We start from the raw sequence: 21,567 nt of genomic DNA, 5'->3' as shown, positions 1-21,567 counted from the left end.
TTTAATTTTGCGTAATATTAACTTTAGCTTTATCAGTAAGATAAGCAGCACCCTCAACAGCTATTATTTCGCCAAGCTTTAAACCCGAAGTAATTTCTGTTTTTCCATTTTGGGTGATACCCGTTTGAACAGGCTTTTCATATGCAACATCATTTTTAATTACATAAACAACTTGTCCAGCTGGCCTGAGGATTATGCTTTGTTCAGGAACACATAAATTGCTTATTTCCTTAAAAATTACTGTCCCCCTAACGCTTCCCCCAGCTTGCCAATTAGGCTGATTTATAATATCAGCAATAACATCAATTGAAAGACTATCAGAAATTAATTGGGGCTTTAATTCTGCAATTTTGACTATAATTTTTTCTTCTACTATGGGGCTTTTTAATTCAATAGGTAATCCGGGCTTAAGTTTTGTCGCTAATTTTTCCGGAAAGGGAACATGGGCTCTTAAGCGATCATTATTCATTATCTGAATTATTGGATCCCCTATTTTTAAAAAATCTCCAATAGAGGCTATCTGTTTCTCAACTTTTCCGCTAATAGGTGAATATATTTTAGTTTTACTTAGTCTATACTTAGCTATCTTAGCTCTTGCCTCTGATATTTTTATTAACTCTTCTGTTTCATTTTTTTGATTTACTATTTCATCAAGCGCATTAGGAGAAATAAAATTCTCATCAACTAATTCAGAATTTCTCTGGTAAGTTTTATTTTGACCATTTAAGCGTATTTTAAGTTGACTTAATTCGGCTTCAGCTAATTCAAGTTGATAGCGATAATCCTGATTATCAAGCTGTGCAATAAGATCTCCTTTTTTTAGAATGGTGCCCGTTTTGGTATATATTTTTTTAACTGAAGATGCAATTTCTGATCTGATTGTAGGGTCAATTAGGCCTTCAATAGTCCCTATAGCTGATTCTTGATCTTTAAAGTTATAGATTTGAACTGGCGAAGTACTAATATTAATTATTCGTTGTTTCTTTTTCTCTATTTCTTCCTCTTGTCCACATCCAACAAGAATCAGGGATAAAAAAAACAAAATAAAAACTTTTTTAAACATTAAAAATTTTCCGAGTTTATTAAATTCCAATCAAAAAAATGACCTGGATCAGTTTTTCTACCAGGGGCTATATCACTATGACCGACTATATCTGTGACAGGATATTTCATGCGCAAAGATTTTAAAAGTTTTAATAGAACTTTGTATTGGATATCTTCGTATTTTATAACATCTGAACCCTCAAGCTCTATTCCAATTGAAAAATCGTTACAATTTTTTTTATTTCTCCAAACCGACTCGCCCGCATGCCAAGCCTTTTTAAGGCAAGATACAAACTGTATTAGTTCACCTTTTCTTTTAATTAAAAAATGTGAGGAAACCTTAAGATCTTTTATCTTTTTAAAATAGGTATGCTGACTTAAATCAAGGTCATTTTTAAAAAAATCTTCAATATAAGAATTGCCAAATTGATTTGGTGGAAGGCTGATGCAATGAATAACAATTAATGAAATGGTTTGTTTGGATGGCCTTAAATCAAAATTAGGGGACTCAATTTGTGTCACCTGGGGAAGATACCCATTTTCATCAATCCTAAATAATTTATCTTGAGAAGTCATTGATTCAATTATAATCAAGTATTTAAATAATTAAGTAATTGATTTAAATTTTTAGAGACATGAGGTGATGTTATGTTGACAGACGAATTCTTTAAACTTTTTTTTGACGCAGTTTTGTTTGGGATTGTAGATAACGGGGTAATGCTTGTAGGAGCATTTTTTGGGCTTGGACTAGAAAAATATTTGCCTGGACGTTTTCAAGTGGGTTTAGGTGCAATTATTGGCGCTGGTCTTGGTAACACAGTAAGTGATTTTATGGGTGGGGCAGTCAGTTTAAATTGGGCATTAGCATTTGGAACCGCGTTAGGGTGTTTAATTGCCTTAATTCTAATACCAGTCATTCATGCCATAAAAAAATAAAGAGTACTTTCTTGTCACTGAAATGAAAAAAAATTATATATTAAGGCTCTACTCTTGTTTTTTTTATGAATTACTTATCCAAATTGCATTATGGTTTCTAATTGCATTTATCACGATATATATCTGTGCAATTAATTCGATAGATCATCCTCATCTTTTCCAGTTTATTTTATGGGTTACTTCAGGTGTGTATTTTGTTTCATCTTGGTATTATGGAGGCCAAACTTTAGCGATGAAAGCTTGGAAAATAAAGCTTGAGATCCCTAAAAAAAATAAATTTATTTTTTGTGTACTAAGGTACTTTTTAGTTTGTATTGGTTTAACTTTATTTTTTATTTTTTATATGAATATCTTATTTGGAGCGAAGCAATATTTGCATGATTTGATTTTAGGATTAAAAATTAAAGACGTTCGAACCTCATAATCATATATATACCTAGAGAAAGAAATAAAAAAGAAGGAAGCAGGGAACTTAAAAAGGGAGGCCAGTCATTCAATAAGCCTAAATGTCTAAACAATGTATTTATAATCTGATAGCCAATTCCGATAGAAATACCAATGAACATTTTTAGGAATTTACCTCCAGATCGTTGTTGTAAAAAACCAAAGGGAAGGGCAAATAGAATCATGACAATGGGCATCAGTGGGTTAATCAATTTCTCCCATAAGGCAGTTTCATATTTTGAAGACCTTTGATTGTTAATTTTAAGATAATTAATAAATTTGACTAAATTAAAAATTGACATTTTGTCGGGTGAAATTATCAAAACATTCATCATTTCAGGGCGTATCAATGACTTCCAATTTCCCTTTTCTATTTTTTCTGTAATGATCTGATTATCTATAAAATTTTTAACTGTTATTTGAGTTAAATCCCAATTTCCATCATCAAATTTTCCATTCTTTGCATCAATGATGGTTCTCAAATTAAATTGATCATCAAACTCATATATATGTATATTTGACAATGATGCATCAGGCAGAACATTTTCAATATTTACAAAATTATTCCCATCTTTCATCCAGAAGCCAGATTTAAATTCCATACTAATTGAGGTATTAGTTGCATTTGTTTTGAGTTGTTGGGCATTTTTTTCACTATTTGGCGTTATTAAATCTCCAACAGCAAACGTAAGAATGCTAAAAAAAATCGCAATAGGCATAACAGCTCTTGCAATCTGTTTTATTGAAAGGCCACTAGATCTTAAAACAATTAATTCTGACTGATGGGACAATTGACCAACGGTATACATTGCACCAATTAATACGGCAGTTGGAATGAGTTTGTAGATGTGTCCTGGTATTGTAAGAAGGACGTAAACGATTGCTTGTGTTACTCCATACTTCTTATCATCTAAATCGGAAATCTCTTGAATAAATTCAAAGAAAGAAAAAAGGCAAATGCCTCCAAAGAGAAACAAAGTAATCCCTAAAAAAAGTTCTTTATTTAGATATTTGGTGACTTGATTCATTTATTATTTTTTTTAAAAAAAGTTGGCATTAAATTTAGATTAAGTGATCTTCTATAAATTAAATAAATAGCAATGCTGAGAAAAATAAAATGTGAAAACCAAGAGCCTATCCAAATGCTAAGTTGTCCAGTTGCAATTAAGCTATTTGAAATGCTTACAGCATTATTATAAATAACGAAAAGTAATATTGCAGCGATAATATTCATGGATCTCCCTGATCTAGGATTATTAAAACTCAATGGAATTGCAATTATTATAAGAATGAATGTAGATATTGGAAGAGAAAGCCTCCAAAGAAACTCCGCTTGAAACTTCTTATTTGATAAGTTACCTATTAGTTCGGTTGTTTTTTTTGCCTCCATTTTTGAAACTCTTGCACCAACCGCAGAAAGTGTGGGGATATCTTTTTCAATTAAAATACCATATTCCTTATATTTAACTGTAGTGAATTCTTCAGTTTCTCTGCCACCTTCATATCTTTTTCCATCAAGTAAAACAATATAATTTTCACCTTTTTCATTGGCATACCTCTTTCCTTTACTTGAAACCATAACCCCGAGCTTTCCATTCTGGTAAGACTGAATAAAAATATTATTGACGGTATTCCCTAGCTCACTGAATCCCTCTACATATAAAATTTGATTATCAGACTTTGATTCTTTAAAAATGCCTGGACTAATTGCTGAAAACTCATCACGAGTTTTCAGTCCGTTTTTATATTCTTCGACCTTTTGCACTGCCCAAGGGCTTACAAGGAAAGAAAGAAAACCAATTAACAAAATAGTTGGAATTGAAAAATAAATAATAGGCTTGATTAGCTTTGACAAACTTAATCCAGAGCTTAGCCATACAATCATTTCACTGTCCTTGTACCATCGGCTGAGCGCCATTAAGATGGTTAAAAATAAAGTAATTGAAAGTAAAAGGGGGAGGTGTTTTAATAAATTAAAAACTAAAATCGTATCAATCGTGTCATTAGGTATAATACCTTTTGCTGCAAGTCGAAAAACATAGACAATTCTCTGAGCGACGACGACTCCTGTAAGAATAAGAATTGTTGATATAGCTGTATAAAATAATTCTTTATTTAGTTTTGTTTTATATAGCATTTAATTAAAGTTTAGTTCTTATAGACAACATTAAGGAATGTTAAATGAAATTTCAACTAAAGTCAGATTCAATTTCAAAATTATCTGCTGATATTATCATATTGGCGGTTAATAAAAGTAATCAGCTATGCTCGTCACTGAGTTTAAGCAAAACTTTGCAAGATGCCCTTAACTTAATAATAAAGCTAGATGACCTCCCTAAAAATACTGGCTCGATAAATATAGAGCATATGCACGGAGAATTTAAAAGGACATGTTTTGTTCGCATACAAAATCAGGATAGCCTTGATGAAGAAGATCTATTGAAATCAGCAAAAAATATTTTTAAAAAGTTGAAATCAATTAAATGCGGTACAGTAGTTTTACCGGTCAACCAATTTGTTAATAAAAAAATTAATCAGGGCACTGTAGCCAACCTTTTTTCAAAGGCAGCCATAGATGAATCGTATGAAGTTAATTCTCTAAAATCTGATAAAAAAGCCCCAAAAAATAACTACCAAATAAATTTCCAGGCTAACAAGTTGGACAGTAATGCTATTAAATTGGGTATAAAAGAAGGTCAGGCTATTGCAGAAGGTATGAATTTAACTAAAGATTTAGGTAATTTACCCCCTAATATTTGTACTCCTACATATCTAGCAAACCAAGCAAAAAAAATTGCTAAAGATTTTAAGATGAAATCAACAGCATTAAGCCAAAAACAGATTGAAAAATTAAAAATGGGTTCCTTTTTATCGGTTGCAAAAGGTAGCAGATTAGAACCAAAGTTCATTATCATAGAACACAAGAAAGGTAAAAAATCTTCAAAACCTGTTGTGTTAGTCGGTAAGGGTATTACATTTGACTCAGGTGGCATCTCTCTTAAACCAGGTGCGGCAATGGATGAAATGAAATATGATATGTGTGGTGCTGCAACAGTTCTGGGAGTTATGAAAACTATTGGGCTCTTAAATTTACCACTTAATGTAGTGGGTTTAATTCCTGCATGTGAAAATATGCCAGATGGGCTTGCTGTTAAACCAGGTGATATTGTAACAAGTATGTCAGGGCAAACAATTGAAATCCTTAATACTGATGCAGAAGGACGATTAGTCCTTTGTGATGCATTAACTTATGCAGAGAGATATAAACCAGAAACCGTAATTGACATAGCCACACTAACAGGTGCATGTGTAATTGCACTCGGCCATCATGCATCAGCAGTTTTCAGCAAGAGCGATGACCTTGCAAATGATTTGCTTGCGGCAGGTAAAAAATCAATTGATAAGGCATGGCGAATGCCACTATGGGATGAGTATCAACCACTTCTTAATAGTAATTTTGCGGACATTGCTAATATCGGAGGAAGAGCAGCAGGCAGTATCACAGCAGCATGCTTCTTATCAAGATTTACCAAAAAATATTCATGGGCACATATAGATATTGCGGGGACTGCATGGAATTCTGGAGCAAATAAAGGTGCTACAGGACGACCAGTTAGCTTACTAAGTCAATTTTTAATGCATAAGTCTAAAAAATAAAATTTACGCTTTTGACAAATATTAAATTTTTTTTTAACGTTGAAAGTAAAACGGATTTAGTTTTTTCGTTACTCCCGGAGAGGCTAAATAAAAAAAGAAATTCTCTGATTTATTGTTCAAATGATATTCAATTAAATCATTTATCTGATAAATTGTGGGGAGGGAGTTCTGATAGCTTTTTCCCACATGAAGAAAATAATCATCATCATCTTAATAAGATTACTTTAAGCAATAAAAGTATTGAGTGGATGGACGACACCATTATAAATATTTCATCTCAGATGATTGATGGTTTCAACAGGTACTTAAATTTGTTTGAAATAGTATCAATTGATGAAGAAGATAAAAAACTAGCGAGAATTAGATTTCAATTCTTTAAAGATCGTGGTTACAACATACAGAGTATTGATGCAAAAAAAGTTTAGGTTTTGATTAGATCTAAGTATTTATCTTTTGATAAAAAATCAGTTTCCTCAACCTCGCTCATAAACTCCACGTGGCAAATCCATATTTCGAAAGGGTCTTCGTTAATTTTTTCTGGCGCGGACTCAATTTCAGGGTTAATCAAGATTATTTTTCCATTTTCAGGCGCAATGATATCTGATGCTGTTTTGACTGACTCAATTGAGCCGAGCGCTTGATTTTTTTTGAACTCACTATTTTTATTTATTTCAACGTAAACAATATCTCCAAGTAAATCCTGTGCAAAGTCTGTAATTCCTAAAATATAAGAATCACCATTTGGTTTAAGCCAAATGTGGTCTTTTGAATATATGATGTTATCTGGATATGTCATTAAAAACTCTTTTGCGATTTACAATATACTTTTATATTATTTTAAAGAAAAAATGTATAATTTGTAGAATTATAAACTAGGATTAAAACTATCTATGAATAAATTTTTATGTTTTATATCATCCTTTTTCCTCCTTCTAAGTATTTCGTTTAATTCTCTCTCCGATAATCAACTTGATAACTTTAATAGCAAGTTTGCAAAATATAAGTCTGACCCAAAAGTAAGGTCAGCCAAAGCAATGGTTGTAAATCAAAATAATGGCAAAGTAATATACCAAAAGAATGCCTATTCAGAGGCATCGATTGCATCCCTTACAAAACTAATGACGGCAATGGTCATACTAGATTCTAAAATTGATTTAAAAAAGAAAATTAAAATTACAAAGCATGATATTGATAGACTTAAAGGAACGGGCTCAAGAATACCGATAGGTACATTGGTAACTGGATATGACTTACTTAAAATTTCTTTAATGTCCTCAGATAATAGGGCGGCCTCCGCTTTAAGCAGAGCTTACCCTTCAGGCAAGAAAGGCTTTATAAAAGCAATGAATATAAAAGCACTTAAATTAGGAATGCATAACAGTAAGTTTGCGGATTCTACTGGCTTAAATAAAAGAAATAAATCTACAGCTAGGGATCTTGTAAGGATGGTAGAAGCTGCTTATCAATATCCAGAAATTAGAAAAATAACTACGACATCACAAGAGACTTTTAGAATAGGCAAAAGGAAAAATGAAATTGGATTTGTAAATACCAATAGGTTGGTTAGGAAAGGTACTTGGGATATTGGTTTATCAAAAACAGGGTTTACTAGAGACGCAGGTCGATGTTTGGTGATGCAGGCAACGATAAGTAATGAACCAGTTATTATGATCTTTTTGAATTCTTACGGCACATTAACTAGGTTTGCAGACGCGCAGAGAGTTAAGAAGTGGATAAAGAAAGAATCGATAATGAATAAAATTAGTCAAATATCTGTTAATTAACAATTATTTTTTAGCGGTCTTTTTCTTAGCGGTCTTTTTCTTAGCGGTCTTTTTCTTACCTTTCTCTTCTAGTTCTTTCTTTGTGATCAATTGAATGGCTTTTTCAAGCTCAATATTTTCGTAATTAAGATTCTTTGCAATGTTTACTTTAATGGCATCTCTTTGAAGATAGAATCCAAATCTACCCTTATAAATATCAATTGTTGAATTTGTAGCTGGATCAATACCTATTCTTCTTAAAGGTTTTAAAAGTTCTACCGCCTCTTCGTGTGTAATTTTAAAAATATCGTCAGATTTCGGAATAGCTTTAAATTTACTATTATGATTTACGTAAGGTCCAAACTGACCAATACTCGCAATAATTTTTTTCCCTGTATCTGGGTGAATACCCAGGTCACGAGGAAGTGATATTAGCTTCTGTGCAATTTCCTCATTCAGATCAGCTAAGGGAATTGTTGGGGGAATAGTCACGCGTTTAGGTTTAATTTTTGTACCTTCTTCTTGGGTACCGAGTTGAAGGTAAGGACCATAAGGACCAATAAGAAGAAGAATATCAATATTTGTTCCCGCATCCTTCCCAACTACTTTTGGTTCTTGAGGTAAGTCACCATTAGCACTTCTGGTAAATTTACATTCAGGATAATCAGAACAGGCAATAAAGTTACCTCTTCTTCCAAGTTTTGAAAGTAAGGGCTTGCCACACTTAGGGCAATCTTCATCAATAGACTTTTGGGTTATTTTGGTTCTATCCAATTCACTTTTTTCTTTAATTTTTTTGTCAAAATCTACCCAAAATGTTCGTAGCACTTTTATCCAGTCCTTTTTATCAGCTGCGATATCATCAAGTTCTGCCTCTAGATGAGCAGTAAAATCATAATCAACATAGTTGCTAAAATGTTCTGTCAAGAAATCAATAACAACATTCCCTACATCTGTTGGAGTAAAACGCTTTTTATCTAATACAACGTAATCTCGCTCTTGCAGCGTTGAAATAATACTGGCATAAGTCGATGGTCTTCCAATTCCAAACTCTTCAAGTGTTTTTACTAAGCTTGCCTCACTATATCGGGGCGGTGGGTCAGTAAAATGCTGAACTCCGTGGATACTGTTAACCTCAAGTTGATCCCCTACTTCAAGAGGAGGCAATTTCTTAGATTCACTATTTGTATCATCGTTTTCTTGATCTTCAATATAGACTGACATAAATCCTGGAAATTTTATGGTTTGGCCATTAGCTCTAAAAATATTTTCATTCGATCCAATTTCAAGATCCACACTAACAACATCGTAAACTGCAGATGTCATTTGGCAAGCTAAGGTTCTTCTCCAGATCATTTCGTAAAGTTTAAATTGCTCTTCAGTTAGAAAGCTTTTAAGTTCTTTTGGAGATCTTGAAATATCTGTTGGCCTAATGGCTTCGTGTGCCTCTTGTGCATTTTTTGATTTTGTTTTGTATTCAATTGCCTTATTTGGAAGAAAATCAGGAGAATAGTTTTTTTTCAAATAATTTCTTGCTTGCTCAATTGCCTCTTTTGAAAGTGTCATTGAGTCAGTACGCATATAACTAATCAAACCAACCGCACCCTCACCAATTTTAATACCTTCATAAAGCTGCTGGGCAATTATCATAGTCCTTTTGGTTGTAAATCCTAATTTCCTTACCCCTTCTTGTTGCATGGTAGATGTAGTAAAAGGTGAAGGTGGCTTTCTAGTCCTTTGTTTTTTATCAACACGACTCACTTTTGTTTTACCAGCGCTTTTTAAAATTAACTCACCCACAATTTCTTTTTGCTGAGCTTCGTTAGTAACTGTAAATTGCTCTAATTTATTATTTTCAAGAGTCACCAATTTTGTCGAAAATTTTGAATCTTCTTTTTGAGTATCAAGATGAATGGACCAATATTCTTTTTTAATAAATTTCTTAATCTCCTTTTCACGCTCAGTAATTAAACGAAGTGCAGGACTTTGAACACGACCGGCTGATAGCCCATAACGAATTTTTGACCATAACAAAGGAGATAGATTAAACCCGATTAAATAATCAAGTGCTTGTCTCGCCTGTTGAGCATGAACAAGGGCGCTAGCAATATCTCGAGGTTCTTGGAGCGCATCAATAATTGCATTTTTAGTAATTTCTCCAAAAATAATTCTAGCAATTTTTTTATTTTTAATGAGTTTTTTAGAATTTAGAATTTCAGCTATATGCCATGCAATTGCCTCACCTTCACGATCGGGATCAGTTGCGAGAAGGACTTCATCTGAATCTTTAACTGCTTTTGAGATAGCATCCATATGCTTCTTATTTCTATCAATTAACTGAAAATTCATCTCAAAATTTTCAGTATTTATTCCCTCTGACTTTGGAAGGAGATTTCTTATATGACCATAAGAGGCAAGCACCTTATATTCGCTACCCAGATAGTTGCTAATAGTTTTAGCTTTAGAAGGGGACTCTACTATTAGTAATTTTGACATATAAGCAAAAAGAGTTAAGTTGAAAATTAAGCATGATAGTTATAAAAAACCAACTACACAAGCTTCAAATTGAAAATAGATTTTTTGCAGAATAAATTTTTTAATTAAAATTTACTTATAAATAATCCTTTTTTATCCATTATTTATAAGCACCACCTCCATCAACATGAATTATTTCACCTGTAGTATATGTGGCAGTGGATAAAAGAAAAACAACAGCTTTTGCAATATTTTTTGGCGCACCCTGTTTTTTTAAAAATGTTTGAGATATAAGGTTTTCTCGATAACCTGCTTCAGATTCTTGACCATCTTCAGGCCATAATATTGCACCTGGTGCTACAGCATTCACTCTCACATGGGGGGCTAAATCAATAGCTAACGATCTTGTGAGGGAGACCAAGCCACTCTTGGCTAGGTTATAAATAATATAATGTTTCTTTGGATTATTTTCATTAGCATCAGTAATATTGACAATTGATCCTTTTTTTTCTTTTAAAAATTTTGCCGCTGCCTGACATAAAAATAATGGTGCCTTAAGGTTGGTTGAAATTAAATCGTTCCAGTCATCTTCATTGAGATTATCGATTTGCGTAGGGAAATAGCTTGAAGCATTGTTGACTAAGTAATCAAGCTGTCCAAATCTTTTAATTACATTTGAAATAATTTTTTCATATGATTCTGTTTTACATAAATCACCTTGGACAATATCTGTTGAATTACTTCTAATTTTATTGAGCTTGTCTTTTAGATGTAAGGCATCTTCTTTTGAATTTTTATAGTGAATCATTACATTAATATTTGTTTTGTGTAATTCCTCGCAAATTGATGCTCCAATTCTTTTTGACCCACCGGTGACAAGCGCTATTTTTTTATTATTTGTTTTCAAATGGTTTGTTTTAAATTTTTTAGATATTTATACAAAAATTATTATAATCTAGAAGATATGACGAATTTACCTTCCCTTAGCCAACTTGAAGAATCAGTCCATGATGCCTTAAATCATCGGTTAAAAAAAGAAATTATTCAATCAGGTGGCTCAATTTCATTTTCATTATTAATGGATATTGTACTTTACGATGAAGAACATGGTTACTACACTGGGTATAAAGAACAGTTTGGAGAGTCTGGTGATTTTATAACCGCTCCCATGATTTCAAATATATTTGCAAGATGTTTTCTGAATTCATTTAAGGAGAATTTTGTTCATCTTCCATCATCAATACTTGAATTAGGAGCGGGCAATGGTCAATTTGCAGTTGATTTACTTATTGCTGCAGAAAAAAATAATATCCAAATCGATCAATATTTAATTTATGAAATAAGTAATAATTTAGTAAAAAGACAACAAAAGATCATGCAAAAAGAGTTATCGAATGAATTTTTTTCGAAGGTTGAATGGGTTTCCGAAGTTCCTGAAAAGTTTGAAGGTATTATTTTTGCAAATGAATTTTTGGATGCGTTCCCAACAAATATTTATGAAATAAAAAATAAACAAATATTCGAAAGAAAGGTAGGCATTGAAAATAATCAATTGGATTGGAAAGAAGATGATAAGCCTAATCTTGAACTTGCAGGCATTATTGATACAGAAAATTTACCTACGGGATATATTTTTGAATATTCTAAGAATTTAGATGAATGGCTTAATAAATTTTTTAAAATAATCAAAAAAGCCATGATTTTTTTTGTAGATTATGGATTTTGCCAAAATGAATTGTTTCATCAAGATAGAACGGAAGGGACATTGATGTGCCATTACAAGCATCACGCACATGCTAATCCATTTGCATTTTTGGGAGCACAGGATATAACTTGGCATATTAATTTTTCACATATCTCAAGATTGGCTAAAATTGCCGGTTGTACGGTCAGTGGTTTTGTTTCTCAGGCTAATTTTTTGATAAATGCTGGAGCTTTAGATTTTTTGAGTGAACATGACCCTAATAATATTTCGGATTTTAAGATACAAACGAATGCATTCCAGAGACTGACATCACCAGCTGAGATGGGAGATTTAATCAAAGTTATAGGTATTGCAAAGAATACGGATGTAAGCTCTCTTGGATTTAATAAAAATGATAGGAAATTACAACTTTGACAGAGTTAAATAAAAGACCAGTTAGAAGTTATATTCTTCGACAAGGGAGACTCACCAAATATCAGGAAAGTGGAATAAAGAAATTTGCATCTAAATATACAATTCCTTTTCAAAAAATACCAATAAATTTTGATCAAGTTTTCTCTAAAAAAAATAAAATAATCTTAGAGATTGGTTTTGGAATGGGTGATACGACATTTAAAATGGCTCAAGAAATGCCTGGTTCAAATTTTTTAGCTGTTGAAGTTCATTCGCCTGGCGTTGGAAGTCTTTTGAATAAAATTAATCTTAGCCAACTTGAAAATTTAAAGATTATTCAGCATGATGCCATTGAGGTTATGAATGAAATGATTCCAGATAAATCATTAGATGGAATCCATATTTTTTTCCCTGATCCTTGGCCAAAGAAAAAGCATCATAAACGAAGATTATTAAAGAATTCTTTTTTAAAGCTTATGGAGCTTAAGCTCAACCAATCTGGTTATATTCATATAGCTACTGACTGGGAAGCATATGCTCTAGAAATTATTACTTTAGTTGGGGAGAATAAATTTTTTAAAATATCCAAAAGAGATTTCAATGAGAAGCCTCAATCAAGGCCTTTGACTAAATATGAAAATAGGGGTTTAAGGCTAGGACATCAAGTCTGGGATATTTTTATTACTTTACGATAACCACTCTTCTATTTTTTTTGTGGCTTCGTCAATTCCCTGTTTTTTTAAGCTTGAAAATAACTGGGCTGAACATTGTGTTTTGTGCAACTCACCCCATCTAGCATTTAACTCCTGTTGAATTTTTTTAAGTGTTCTTAATGACTTATCTTTTGAAATTTTGTCACTCTTTGTGAGTAAAATATGGATAGGTTTTTTTTGCGGTGCAAACCAATCTAGCATCTGCGTATCAAGCTCTGTTAGCTCCCTTCTTATATCAACCACAATAATAAGACCAATCAAGCTTTTACGTTCCTTAAGGTATTTTGGTAATAGTTTTCTCCAATGATCTTTCATGGGTTTAGGGACTTTTGCAAAGCCATAACCTGGCAGATCAACTAAAGATTGCATGTCCTGAATTTTAAAAAAATTAATGAGTTGAGTCCTTCCTGGCTGTTTACTGACATAAGCTAGTCGGGTTTTATTGGTCAGTGAGTTAATTGCACTTGATTTGCCTGCATTTGATCGACCTGCGAAAGCAATCTCTTTCCCAATATCTACCGGCAGTTCTTCAAAGTGATTTGTAGAAATGATAAAAGAAACATTTTGTAGAAAAGACATTTCGCAATTTTAACTTGATTTAGATCAATTCGTCTGGAACATTTGTATATAATATGTTGTCTTTAATAAAATAAAACTCAATTAAGGTAAATATGCTCTTGAATAAATACATTTTCTTACTATTTTTTATATTTTTTAACTCTGTTTCATTTGCTGAAAGTGCTCTTGATAACCAACAACTTTCAAAAACCAAAGAATTAGTAAAAAATGTTTGTATGGCATGCCATGGTATGGATGGGAATAGCCTTAACGGGAAAATTGCCCCAAAAATTGCTGCCCAAAATGCTCAATATTTAACGACACAACTTAATAAGTTTAAAGATGGCATAAGAAAAAATGCTCTTATGCAGGGTATAGCGGCAAGTCTGTCTGCTGAAGACATGGATAATTTAGGTATTTATTTCTCAGAACAAAAACTTCAATTATCAGCTGCAACCTCTAACGGTATCGGCTCCAAGGGCGAAAAGATTTTTCGAGCAGGAATTAAGGATTCAGGGGTTCCCGCTTGTGCGAGCTGTCATGGCCCTGCAGGGCACGGAGTACCGAACCTTTATCCCAGGCTCAATGCTCAGCATTCAGACTATATATTGAGCCAACTAAATCGTTTTAGAGTTTTAGAAGATCAGCCTGGAACAGCATCAGCACCGATGAGAGCAATTTCAGTGAGGCTTACTGAAGAAGAAATGAAGGCTGTTGCCGACTATATCCAAGGATTACAATAATCTAAATAGTGAACTATCGCCTGCTAATCAATCTCTTATACATATGTATCTTCTACTAAAAAATTAAGATTTTAAACTTGGCTCAATCAACAAAAAATTTACCCTCTTTCATTCACCTGCTAAGCACGATGCGCTTTGCAATCACTATGCTTTGTTTTATAGGTATTGCATCAGTCATAGGGACTATCCTCAAACAAAACGAACCCTACGAGAATTACATTATCAAATTTGGACAGTTCTGGTTCGAATTTTTTGAAGCCATGGGCTTATATAATGTCTACCAAGCATTCTGGTTTTTATTAATACTCATTTTTTTAATTATCTCTACCTCATTCTGTGTATCGAGAAACTCACCAAAAATATTAAAGGAGTATAAAAAATTCCAACTTAACGCTCGTGAAAGATCTTTAAAATCCTTTAAACACAGTTATGAAATTCCTGTTAAGAAATTTAGCACCAGTAAATTAGAAAAATTACTTACTGAAAATAAATTTAGGGTTAAGAAACAAACAAATAAAAACGGAGACTTAATTATTTCTGCAAAGAAGGGAGACCTACAAAAGTTAGGATACATATTTACCCACTTGGCAATTATTATCATTAGTATTGGTGGGCTGATGGATGGCAATCTTGTTTTAAAGATGCAGGAGTTGACAGGTTCAAAACAAATTATATATGAAGATTTAGCTTTGAATGATGTGCCTGAGTCTGGCAAATTAACGAATTCAAATTTTTCATATCGAGCTCAAATGTTACTCAGAGAAGGAGAAAAACAGAGCGTAGCAGTTTTAAAGGCTAAAGAAGGTTACTTCATTCAAGACCTACCTTTTATTGTTGGGTTGAATGATTTTAGAATTGAACATTACAGCACAGGACAGCCGAAATCTTTTGAGAGCGACTTAATTGTGGAAGATAAAGAGACTGGCGAGTTAATAAAAAAAACGATTAACGTTAATACCCCATTAACTTTTAATGGGGTAACAATCTATCAATCATCATTCGAAGATGGTGGATCGGAATTAGCGCTTGATGTCTGGAATCTTCATTCAGCTGAAAAGACGTCAAAAATGGAAAGTATTATTTTTAAAAAAAATGAGTTGGTAATTAACAACCAAACTTATTTTTTTGAATTTAACGACTTTCGAAAATTTAATATTTTAGATATTGAAATTGGTAATGAGAAAAAACCCACAAATGTAGGGCCTAGTTTTATATATAAAGTTAGGAATCAGTCTGGTCAGGCAAAAGAATATCAAACTTATCAATATCCTATGATGATTGATAATTCTTCTTACTTTGTCAGTGGAATGAGAAAGACGCCTCAAGAAGACTACCAATACTTAAAGTTACCCGCAGATGCAAATGGTGAGATCAATGGTTTTATGATTTTCAGAGAGCTTCTTCACTCGCCTCAAATTTTAAATAACGCAATTAAGAGAGTTGTAGCTCAATCTTTCCCTGAGGGTGGAGAGAAAAGCCAAATTTATTTTGAGGGGGTTGATAGGGTTTTGTCTGGATTTATCGAAGGGGGGTATAGTCAGATTGCAGAATCTATTGACACAACATTACCGATTGAAGATCAAGAGAGAATTGCCAATAGTTATATAAAAATTATATTTTTAGTAGGAAAAGAGCTTATCACTATCTATGAATTAAATAACATTGAGGCTGATAATTTTTTATTCGAGAGTAACCATAAATTTGTTCAAGAATCATTAACTGGATTTAATGACAGTTTTTTTTATGGGCTACCCATATTTCTTGAATTAAAAAATTATGTTCATGTCCAATCCAGTGGTTTGCAATTAACTAAATCACCTGGACAGTTTTGGGTTTATTTGGGGTCAATTCTTTTGGTGCTTGGGATATTTTGTATGATTTACATCCAAGAAGTAAGGTTGTGGATTTTGAAGAAAAAAGATAATAAAGATATTTTATTGGCGCTAACTACTAATCGACATAGGCTTGAGTTTGATCAATTTGCCCATAAAATTAGCCAACTTATGAAAAAAACTTTTAACTAATGGAAACAAAATATGATCTTTAAAAAAATATTTAATTACTTATTCATTGTTTCTATGTTGATGCTTCCTGCCTTAGGCCTGTTTAAATTTCATCAATATATGGATTATTACGAAATGTTTATCCTTGTTGGAACAGGCTTAACATTTATTTGGATGAGTAACTATTGGCAAAGCTTTAAATATCTAGTTACATCCGTTCTGGCTCTTAGCTTTATCTCAATATTTTTGTACGAGGGGAACCTATTATCAGGCGAGGAACGATTTATACTTAAATACTTCTTATCGAGTCAATCTGCAATAATGTGGATGTGCTCCTTATACCCTCTAAGCCTTTTAATGTATTGGCTTTACTTATTTAAAAAACAAGCTTTTTTTGGAAATTTTGCTTCCCAATTGACATGGATTGCTACGGCAATGGGTTTTATAGGATTGCTGGTAAGGTGGTTTGAGTCCTATTTAATTAGTATTGATGTTGGCCATATACCCATCAGTAATTTGTATGAAGTTTTTGTTTTATTCTGTTTGATTACGGCGTTATTGCACCTTTATTATGAAGAAAAAATGAATCGAAAGGAACTAGGTGCTTTCGTGCTTATAATTATTACCGTCGCAGTAGGATTTATATTGTGGTACACCTTTTCAAAAGGGGCCGATGCAATTCAACCTTTAGTGCCTGCACTTCAATCATATTGGATGAAAATACATGTGCCAGCAAATTTTATCGGCTACGGAGCTTTTGCTATTGCGGCTATGATTTCTATCGCTTATTTATTAGCTGACAAAGGCATACTGAGGTCTAGACTACCCAGCTTAATTATCCTAGATGACTTGTCTTACAAAGCAATTGCTATTGGTTTTATATTTTTTACAATTGCTACTATTTTAGGAGCTGTCTGGGCAGCAGAAGCATGGGGTGGTTATTGGTCTTGGGATCCTAAAGAAACATGGGCGCTTATTGTTTGGCTTAATTATGCAGGTTGGCTACACTTGAGATTAGTCAAAGGTCTGAGAGGTCCGATGTTGGCATGGTGGTCAGTTATTGGCCTAGTAATTACAACCTTTGCATTTTTAGGAGTTAATCTTTTTCTTTCAGGCCTTCATTCTTACGGCGAACTTTAAAGTTGCAAAGAGCTTTATTCTAAAGTACGATTGCTTTAATCTATGATTAAAGCACCCACGCACAAATGGACGAAAACTTAATATCTATAAATAAATTATCATTTGGTTATGGTAAAGAGCTTCTCCACAAAGATATTAATATGCAATTTAATAGAGGAAAGGTTTCTGCAATCATGGGGGGAAGTGGTTGTGGTAAAACAACTATCCTTAAGCTTATAGGCGGTCAATTAAAGCCAAACTCAGGCAATGTCAATGTTGATGGCAAAGTAGTCCACGAACAAGGTCGAGAAGGACTTCGAAATATTAGAAGGAAAATGGGCATGTTATTCCAGCACGGTGCCTTATTTACCGATTTATCTGTTTATGAAAATGTGGCCTTTCCAATGCGTGAACACACTGACTTACCTGAAAATGTAATCAAAGATCTTGTGTTGTTGAAATTGAATGCAGTTGGTTTAAGAGGAGCACATAAAAAAATGCCTGCTGAGTTGTCTGGAGGAATGGCAAGAAGAGTAGCATTGGCGAGGGCTATTTCCCTTGACCCAGATATTATAATGTACGATGAACCATTTGCAGGTTTAGATCCAATATCAATGGCCGTAATTTGTGATTTAATAAGATCATTGAATGATGCATTAGGAGCAACATCAATTATAGTTACTCATGATGTTGCCGAAACTTTTTCATTCGCAGACTATATATATTTCTTGGCTGACGGTGGGGTGGCGGCAGAAGGATCGCCAAAACAATTATTGGCATCTAAATTGCCATTTGTTAAACAATTTATTCACTCAGAAAAAGATGGACCTGTTCCTTTTCATGCCGAAGCCCCAAGCTATCAATCTGATCTCGCACTTTAAAAATGAATAACATATTAAATTTTTTTGAAAAGTTAGGCGCATCAGCTAGAAGTTCTTTATCAGGCTTAGGATCATGTGCAAGACTTTTCTTTTTAACGATCATTTATTCATCTGATAGCTTTAAAAGATTCAATTTAACGATTAAAGAGATATATTTCACTGGTGTTCTTTCACTAGTTATTATTATTGTATCTGCATTTTTTGTAGGAATGGTATTAGGCCTTCAAGGCTATTACACACTTGAAAAATATGGCTCATCTGAAGCTATTGGTGTTTTAGTTGCGTTAGCTCTGGTCAGAGAATTAGGTCCTGTAGTAACAGCATTGCTTTTTGCAGGCAGAGCTGGGACTGCTATCACAGCTGAAATAGGATTGATGAAAACAACAGAGCAATTATCAGCGATGGAAATGATGGCAGTTAGTCCCGTTGCTAGGATTGTAGCGCCAAGATTTTGGGCGGGGATGATAAGTATGCCAATTTTAGCCACTATATTTTCAATGGTTGGTATCTTAGGAGGCTACTTTATTGCTGTTTTAATTATTGGAGTCGATGATGGAGCATTTTGGTCACAAATGCAGGCAAATGTTGATTTTCATAATGATATTGTTGATGGGGCGATAAAAAGTATTGTTTTTGGCTTTACTTGCACATTAATTGCTTTATATCAAGGACTTGTTGCACCTCCTACAGCTGAAGGTGTCAGTAGAGCAACGACAAAAACTGTAGTAATTTCATCACTCAGTGTATTAGGGCTCGATTTTGTATTAACGTCATTTATGTTTGTTTAAAATTATGGGAAAATATAGATATGGAAAGAGTTAAATTAGATATTTGGGTTGGAATTTTTGTTGCATTAGGAATAATTGCAATGTTTTATATGGCAACACGTGTTGGAAATTTAACATCCAACGACGTAAAAGAAACATATGAAGTAAAAGCCTATTTTGAAAATATTGGTGGCTTAAAGCCAAGAGCAGCTGTAAAAGCATCAGGGGTTGTTGTTGGTCGGATTGGTTCAATTGTTTTCGACCCAGAAGCTTTCCATGCAGTGGTTAAAATTAATATTGATGAACGATATTCATTTCCAACAGATACCTTTGCCAACATTTATACTGCAGGTTTACTAGGTGAACAATACCTATCTTTGGAAGCAGGAGGGGATGACGTTAATTTGAAGGCAGGAGATTTAATTGTTCATACACAAGATGCAGTAGTATTAGAAAAATTAATCAGCCAATTTTTATATAATAGTGCTGGTGATGATGACGATAAGGATAAAGATTAAATATGTTTAATTTAAAAAAGTGGTTTCTTGCATTAATGGTGACATTTTTTTCGGGAGCAGCAATTGCTGAATTAAGCCCTGATGAGGTAGTAAAAAAAACTGCGGATGATGTCATTAATGCTATTAAGTCTGATAAAGATATTCAAGCTGGAAACAAAAAAGCAATATATGCACTTGTTGAGTCTAAAATCTTACCAAGTTTTGATTTCAATAAAATTTGTCGTCTTGTGATGGGAAAGAATTGGAGAAAAATGTCAGCGGAGCAAAAAGAGGAATTTAGCTCAGGTTTCAAAATGCTTTTATTGAGAACTTATGCCGTCGCTCTTTCAAAGTACACCGATCAGAAGATAACGGTGCTTCCCATGAAAAAACAAAAAGGCAGTATAGTGACTGTCAAAACAGAAATTACTCAAGCAAGCTCGCAGCCAATTAATGTTGACTACGCCTTGTCGAACAGTACTGGAAAATGGTTAGTGATAGATTTAATTATTGAAGGTGTCAGTATGATAACTAACTACCGTGGTCAGTTTGGAACCTCAGTAAGAACAAATGGTATTGATGGACTTTTAAAAGAGTTAGAAAATAAAAATAATGCCGCTTAATATAGAATTTGAATCTAATTTCTGGAAATTGTCAGGATCTATAACATATGACGAAATCCCGAGTTTAATTGAAAAAACAAAAAACTTTGATTGGTCCGATTCAGTTCAGATTGATTTATCTCAAGTTAAACATGTAGATACTTCAGCGTTAAGTTTAATCTTTGAGTTTAAAAGAAATGCTAAAAGAAATAATCAAATTGTAACGATTAACACTCCACCAAAAAATTTGCTGAAGCTCGCAAAACTTTATGGGGTAGAAGATTTAATCTAAAGATAATAAATCTCTTTACCCTCTTGAATTTTTTCTTAAGTAATAAGTCTTTAAAATAATGAAAAAAGCAATTGTTTTTAAAAATGTAAGTAAAAATTACAAACAGTTAAAAGCTGTTGATGGCATTTCATTGACAATTGAAAAGGGAGAATTCTTTGGATTGTTGGGACCAAATGGTGCAGGGAAATCAACGCTAATCAATATGATGGCAGGATTGGTAAAGCCCTCTAATGGCAGTATTGATGTGATGGGTTTTAACGTGAATAAAGAATATCAAGAGGCACGTCATTCAGTAGGTATTGTTCCCCAAGAATTAGTATTCGATCCCTTTTTTAATGTCAGGGAAATGTTGAGATTCCAAGCTGGGTACTTTGGCAAAGATAAATCAAATGATAAATGGGTTGATGAAGTTATTGAAAGATTGGATTTAACTGATAAAGCATCTACGAATATGAGAAAGCTTTCTGGCGGAATGAAACGTAGGGCTTTGATCGCTCAGGCCTTAGTTCATCGACCGCCGGTGATTGTTTTAGACGAGCCAACTGCAGGTGTTGATGTTGAGCTTAGGCAAAAATTGTGGAGCTTTATTAAAGAATTAAATAATGAGGGGCATACAATTGTCTTAACAACGCATTACCTTGAGGAAGCTGAAGCACTTTGTAATCGTGTAGCGATGATGAAGAGTGGAAAAATTGTTGCATTAGATTCAACAAAAAATTTGCTAAAGGAGTTTTCTCTAAAAAATTTAAAAGTAAGATTGCAAAAAAATAGTATTAAAAAAATTACGACACTTTTGAAAGAGACTCCTTTCATACAAGAGGATGACTGGTGTACATTTAAATTAAAAAAAGTTTCTGACGCATCAAGCATTATTGAAAAATTAAATTCATTAAAAATACAAATATTAGATTTGAAGTTGATTGAATCTGATTTAGAAAATATTTTTCTTAAACTAACAAGTAAAAATTAAATTTA

General features: G+C 33.1%; 24 protein-coding genes. 16 read left to right on the top strand and 8 right to left on the bottom strand.

The window, feature by feature from the left end:
* Position 1: 1 nt before the first annotated feature.
* Positions 2 to 1,063 (bottom strand): efflux RND transporter periplasmic adaptor subunit, encoded by a 1,062-nt coding sequence (locus K6112_03910; GenBank protein QZP17182.1) that lies wholly within the window; start codon positions 1,061 to 1,063, stop codon positions 2 to 4.
* On the bottom strand, positions 1,063 to 1,620 hold the full coding sequence (gene ampD, locus K6112_03905) for a 1,6-anhydro-N-acetylmuramyl-L-alanine amidase AmpD (protein ID QZP17181.1): 558 nt from the start codon (positions 1,618 to 1,620) through the stop codon (positions 1,063 to 1,065). The genes K6112_03910 and ampD overlap by 1 nt, the downstream gene beginning before the upstream one ends.
* Before the next feature lie 72 nt (positions 1,621 to 1,692).
* Between ampD and K6112_03900 the strand changes: the two genes are divergently transcribed.
* Both K6112_03900 and K6112_03895 read left to right on the top strand, forming a co-directional pair.
* A complete protein-coding gene (locus tag K6112_03900) occupies positions 1,693 to 1,980 on the top strand; it encodes an N-acetyl-anhydromuranmyl-L-alanine amidase (GenBank protein QZP17180.1) in 288 nt (95 codons plus the stop codon).
* 22 nt (positions 1,981 to 2,002) lie between these two features.
* Positions 2,003 to 2,404 carry an RDD family protein gene (locus K6112_03895; protein QZP17179.1) on the top strand — a complete coding sequence of 134 codons (402 nt, stop codon included), beginning with the start codon at positions 2,003 to 2,005 and terminating at the stop codon, positions 2,402 to 2,404.
* On the opposite strand, the gene lptG is transcribed toward K6112_03895, so the two are convergent.
* Together lptG and lptF are read right to left on the bottom strand one after the other, a co-directional pair.
* The gene (gene lptG / locus K6112_03890; GenBank protein ID QZP17178.1) at positions 2,382 to 3,452 is read right to left on the bottom strand and encodes an LPS export ABC transporter permease LptG; all 1,071 of its coding nucleotides are present in this window, start codon (positions 3,450 to 3,452) and stop codon (positions 2,382 to 2,384) included. The two genes, K6112_03895 and lptG, sit on opposite strands and share 23 nt — an antisense overlap.
* Positions 3,449 to 4,561 (bottom strand): LPS export ABC transporter permease LptF, encoded by a 1,113-nt coding sequence (gene lptF / locus K6112_03885; GenBank protein QZP17177.1) that lies wholly within the window; start codon positions 4,559 to 4,561, stop codon positions 3,449 to 3,451. The genes lptG and lptF overlap by 4 nt, the downstream gene beginning before the upstream one ends.
* Before the next feature lie 44 nt (positions 4,562 to 4,605).
* Between lptF and K6112_03880 the strand changes: the two genes are divergently transcribed.
* Positions 4,606 to 6,081, top strand: coding sequence for a leucyl aminopeptidase (locus tag K6112_03880; protein ID QZP17176.1), 1,476 nt, complete (start codon positions 4,606 to 4,608; stop codon positions 6,079 to 6,081).
* Positions 6,082 to 6,092: 11 nt separating this feature from the next.
* Positions 6,093 to 6,506 carry a DNA polymerase III subunit chi gene (locus K6112_03875; protein QZP17175.1) on the top strand — a complete coding sequence of 138 codons (414 nt, stop codon included), beginning with the start codon at positions 6,093 to 6,095 and terminating at the stop codon, positions 6,504 to 6,506.
* Here the strand turns inward: K6112_03875 and gcvH are convergent.
* Positions 6,503 to 6,877 (bottom strand): glycine cleavage system protein GcvH, encoded by a 375-nt coding sequence (gene gcvH, locus K6112_03870; GenBank protein QZP17174.1) that lies wholly within the window; start codon positions 6,875 to 6,877, stop codon positions 6,503 to 6,505. The two genes, K6112_03875 and gcvH, sit on opposite strands and share 4 nt — an antisense overlap.
* Before the next feature lie 94 nt (positions 6,878 to 6,971).
* Here gcvH and K6112_03865 point away from each other — a divergent pair, with 94 nt between their 5' ends.
* Positions 6,972 to 7,865 carry a serine hydrolase gene (locus K6112_03865; protein QZP17173.1) on the top strand — a complete coding sequence of 298 codons (894 nt, stop codon included), beginning with the start codon at positions 6,972 to 6,974 and terminating at the stop codon, positions 7,863 to 7,865.
* 3 nt (positions 7,866 to 7,868) lie between these two features.
* On the opposite strand, the gene topA is transcribed toward K6112_03865, so the two are convergent.
* A complete protein-coding gene (topA, locus tag K6112_03860; protein ID QZP17172.1) occupies positions 7,869 to 10,340 on the bottom strand; it encodes a type I DNA topoisomerase in 2,472 nt (823 codons plus the stop codon).
* Between the two features lie 139 nt (positions 10,341 to 10,479).
* Positions 10,480 to 11,226 carry a pteridine reductase gene (locus K6112_03855; protein QZP17171.1) on the bottom strand — a complete coding sequence of 249 codons (747 nt, stop codon included), beginning with the start codon at positions 11,224 to 11,226 and terminating at the stop codon, positions 10,480 to 10,482.
* 57 nt (positions 11,227 to 11,283) lie between these two features.
* On the opposite strand from K6112_03855, the gene K6112_03850 reads away from it, so the two are divergent.
* Positions 11,284 to 12,438, top strand: a complete 1,155-nt coding sequence (locus K6112_03850; protein ID QZP17170.1) for an SAM-dependent methyltransferase — start codon at positions 11,284 to 11,286, stop codon at positions 12,436 to 12,438.
* Complete coding sequence (gene trmB, locus K6112_03845; GenBank protein ID QZP18480.1) at positions 12,426 to 13,112, top strand: tRNA (guanosine(46)-N7)-methyltransferase TrmB; 687 nt, start codon at positions 12,426 to 12,428, stop codon at positions 13,110 to 13,112. Before K6112_03850 ends, trmB begins: the two co-directional genes overlap by 13 nt.
* Here trmB and yihA read toward each other — a convergent pair.
* Positions 13,104 to 13,709, bottom strand: coding sequence for a ribosome biogenesis GTP-binding protein YihA/YsxC (yihA, locus tag K6112_03840; protein ID QZP17169.1), 606 nt, complete (start codon positions 13,707 to 13,709; stop codon positions 13,104 to 13,106). The genes trmB and yihA overlap by 9 nt on opposite strands.
* 92 nt (positions 13,710 to 13,801) lie before the next feature.
* Here yihA and K6112_03835 point away from each other — a divergent pair, with 92 nt between their 5' ends.
* The 9 genes from K6112_03835 to K6112_03795 all read left to right on the top strand — a co-directional run bounded on the left by K6112_03835 (position 13,802) and on the right by K6112_03795 (position 21,562).
* Positions 13,802 to 14,431 (top strand): c-type cytochrome, encoded by a 630-nt coding sequence (locus K6112_03835; protein ID QZP17168.1) that lies wholly within the window; start codon positions 13,802 to 13,804, stop codon positions 14,429 to 14,431.
* 77 nt (positions 14,432 to 14,508) lie between these two features.
* A complete protein-coding gene (locus K6112_03830) occupies positions 14,509 to 16,455 on the top strand; it encodes a cytochrome c biogenesis protein ResB (protein ID QZP17167.1) in 1,947 nt (648 codons plus the stop codon).
* Between the two features lie 12 nt (positions 16,456 to 16,467).
* On the top strand, positions 16,468 to 17,574 hold the full coding sequence (ccsB, locus tag K6112_03825; GenBank protein QZP17166.1) for a c-type cytochrome biogenesis protein CcsB: 1,107 nt from the start codon (positions 16,468 to 16,470) through the stop codon (positions 17,572 to 17,574).
* Between the two features lie 65 nt (positions 17,575 to 17,639).
* Positions 17,640 to 18,434 (top strand): ABC transporter ATP-binding protein, encoded by a 795-nt coding sequence (locus tag K6112_03820; GenBank protein QZP17165.1) that lies wholly within the window; start codon positions 17,640 to 17,642, stop codon positions 18,432 to 18,434.
* A 2-nt stretch (positions 18,435 to 18,436) separates the two neighbouring features.
* Positions 18,437 to 19,222 (top strand): lipid asymmetry maintenance ABC transporter permease subunit MlaE, encoded by a 786-nt coding sequence (mlaE, locus tag K6112_03815; protein QZP17164.1) that lies wholly within the window; start codon positions 18,437 to 18,439, stop codon positions 19,220 to 19,222.
* Between the two features lie 20 nt (positions 19,223 to 19,242).
* A complete protein-coding gene (gene mlaD / locus K6112_03810; GenBank protein QZP17163.1) occupies positions 19,243 to 19,719 on the top strand; it encodes an outer membrane lipid asymmetry maintenance protein MlaD in 477 nt (158 codons plus the stop codon).
* 2 nt (positions 19,720 to 19,721) lie between these two features.
* Positions 19,722 to 20,321 (top strand): ABC transporter substrate-binding protein, encoded by a 600-nt coding sequence (locus tag K6112_03805; GenBank protein QZP17162.1) that lies wholly within the window; start codon positions 19,722 to 19,724, stop codon positions 20,319 to 20,321.
* Complete coding sequence (locus tag K6112_03800; protein ID QZP17161.1) at positions 20,311 to 20,592, top strand: STAS domain-containing protein; 282 nt, start codon at positions 20,311 to 20,313, stop codon at positions 20,590 to 20,592. Before K6112_03805 ends, K6112_03800 begins: the two co-directional genes overlap by 11 nt.
* Before the next feature lie 58 nt (positions 20,593 to 20,650).
* Positions 20,651 to 21,562, top strand: coding sequence for an ABC transporter ATP-binding protein (locus K6112_03795; protein ID QZP17160.1), 912 nt, complete (start codon positions 20,651 to 20,653; stop codon positions 21,560 to 21,562).
* The last annotated feature ends 5 nt before the right edge of the window (positions 21,563 to 21,567 follow it).

This window comes from Methylophilales bacterium, assembly GCA_019823025.1.
Lineage (GTDB): Bacteria > Pseudomonadota > Gammaproteobacteria > Burkholderiales > Methylophilaceae > BACL14.
Note: the sequence above shows the minus strand (reverse complement) of the source record. Positions and strands in the feature narration are given on the sequence as shown.

Coding starts and splice junctions, on each gene's coding strand:
- K6112_03910 (QZP17182.1), bottom strand. CDS start 1,063: ATGTTTAAAAAAGTTTTTATTTTGTTTTTTTTATCCCTGATTCTTGTT.
- ampD (QZP17181.1), bottom strand. CDS start 1,620: ATGACTTCTCAAGATAAATTATTTAGGATTGATGAAAATGGGTATCTT.
- K6112_03900 (QZP17180.1), top strand. CDS start 1,693: ATGTTGACAGACGAATTCTTTAAACTTTTTTTTGACGCAGTTTTGTTT.
- K6112_03895 (QZP17179.1), top strand. CDS start 2,003: ATGAAAAAAAATTATATATTAAGGCTCTACTCTTGTTTTTTTTATGAA.
- lptG (QZP17178.1), bottom strand. CDS start 3,452: ATGAATCAAGTCACCAAATATCTAAATAAAGAACTTTTTTTAGGGATT.
- lptF (QZP17177.1), bottom strand. CDS start 4,561: ATGCTATATAAAACAAAACTAAATAAAGAATTATTTTATACAGCTATA.
- K6112_03880 (QZP17176.1), top strand. CDS start 4,606: ATGAAATTTCAACTAAAGTCAGATTCAATTTCAAAATTATCTGCTGAT.
- gcvH (QZP17174.1), bottom strand. CDS start 6,877: ATGACATATCCAGATAACATCATATATTCAAAAGACCACATTTGGCTT.
- K6112_03865 (QZP17173.1), top strand. CDS start 6,972: ATGAATAAATTTTTATGTTTTATATCATCCTTTTTCCTCCTTCTAAGT.
- topA (QZP17172.1), bottom strand. CDS start 10,340: ATGTCAAAATTACTAATAGTAGAGTCCCCTTCTAAAGCTAAAACTATT.
- K6112_03850 (QZP17170.1), top strand. CDS start 11,284: ATGACGAATTTACCTTCCCTTAGCCAACTTGAAGAATCAGTCCATGAT.
- yihA (QZP17169.1), bottom strand. CDS start 13,709: ATGTCTTTTCTACAAAATGTTTCTTTTATCATTTCTACAAATCACTTT.
- K6112_03835 (QZP17168.1), top strand. CDS start 13,802: ATGCTCTTGAATAAATACATTTTCTTACTATTTTTTATATTTTTTAAC.
- ccsB (QZP17166.1), top strand. CDS start 16,468: ATGATCTTTAAAAAAATATTTAATTACTTATTCATTGTTTCTATGTTG.
- K6112_03820 (QZP17165.1), top strand. CDS start 17,640: ATGGACGAAAACTTAATATCTATAAATAAATTATCATTTGGTTATGGT.
- mlaE (QZP17164.1), top strand. CDS start 18,437: ATGAATAACATATTAAATTTTTTTGAAAAGTTAGGCGCATCAGCTAGA.
- mlaD (QZP17163.1), top strand. CDS start 19,243: ATGGAAAGAGTTAAATTAGATATTTGGGTTGGAATTTTTGTTGCATTA.
- K6112_03805 (QZP17162.1), top strand. CDS start 19,722: ATGTTTAATTTAAAAAAGTGGTTTCTTGCATTAATGGTGACATTTTTT.
- K6112_03800 (QZP17161.1), top strand. CDS start 20,311: ATGCCGCTTAATATAGAATTTGAATCTAATTTCTGGAAATTGTCAGGA.
- K6112_03795 (QZP17160.1), top strand. CDS start 20,651: ATGAAAAAAGCAATTGTTTTTAAAAATGTAAGTAAAAATTACAAACAG.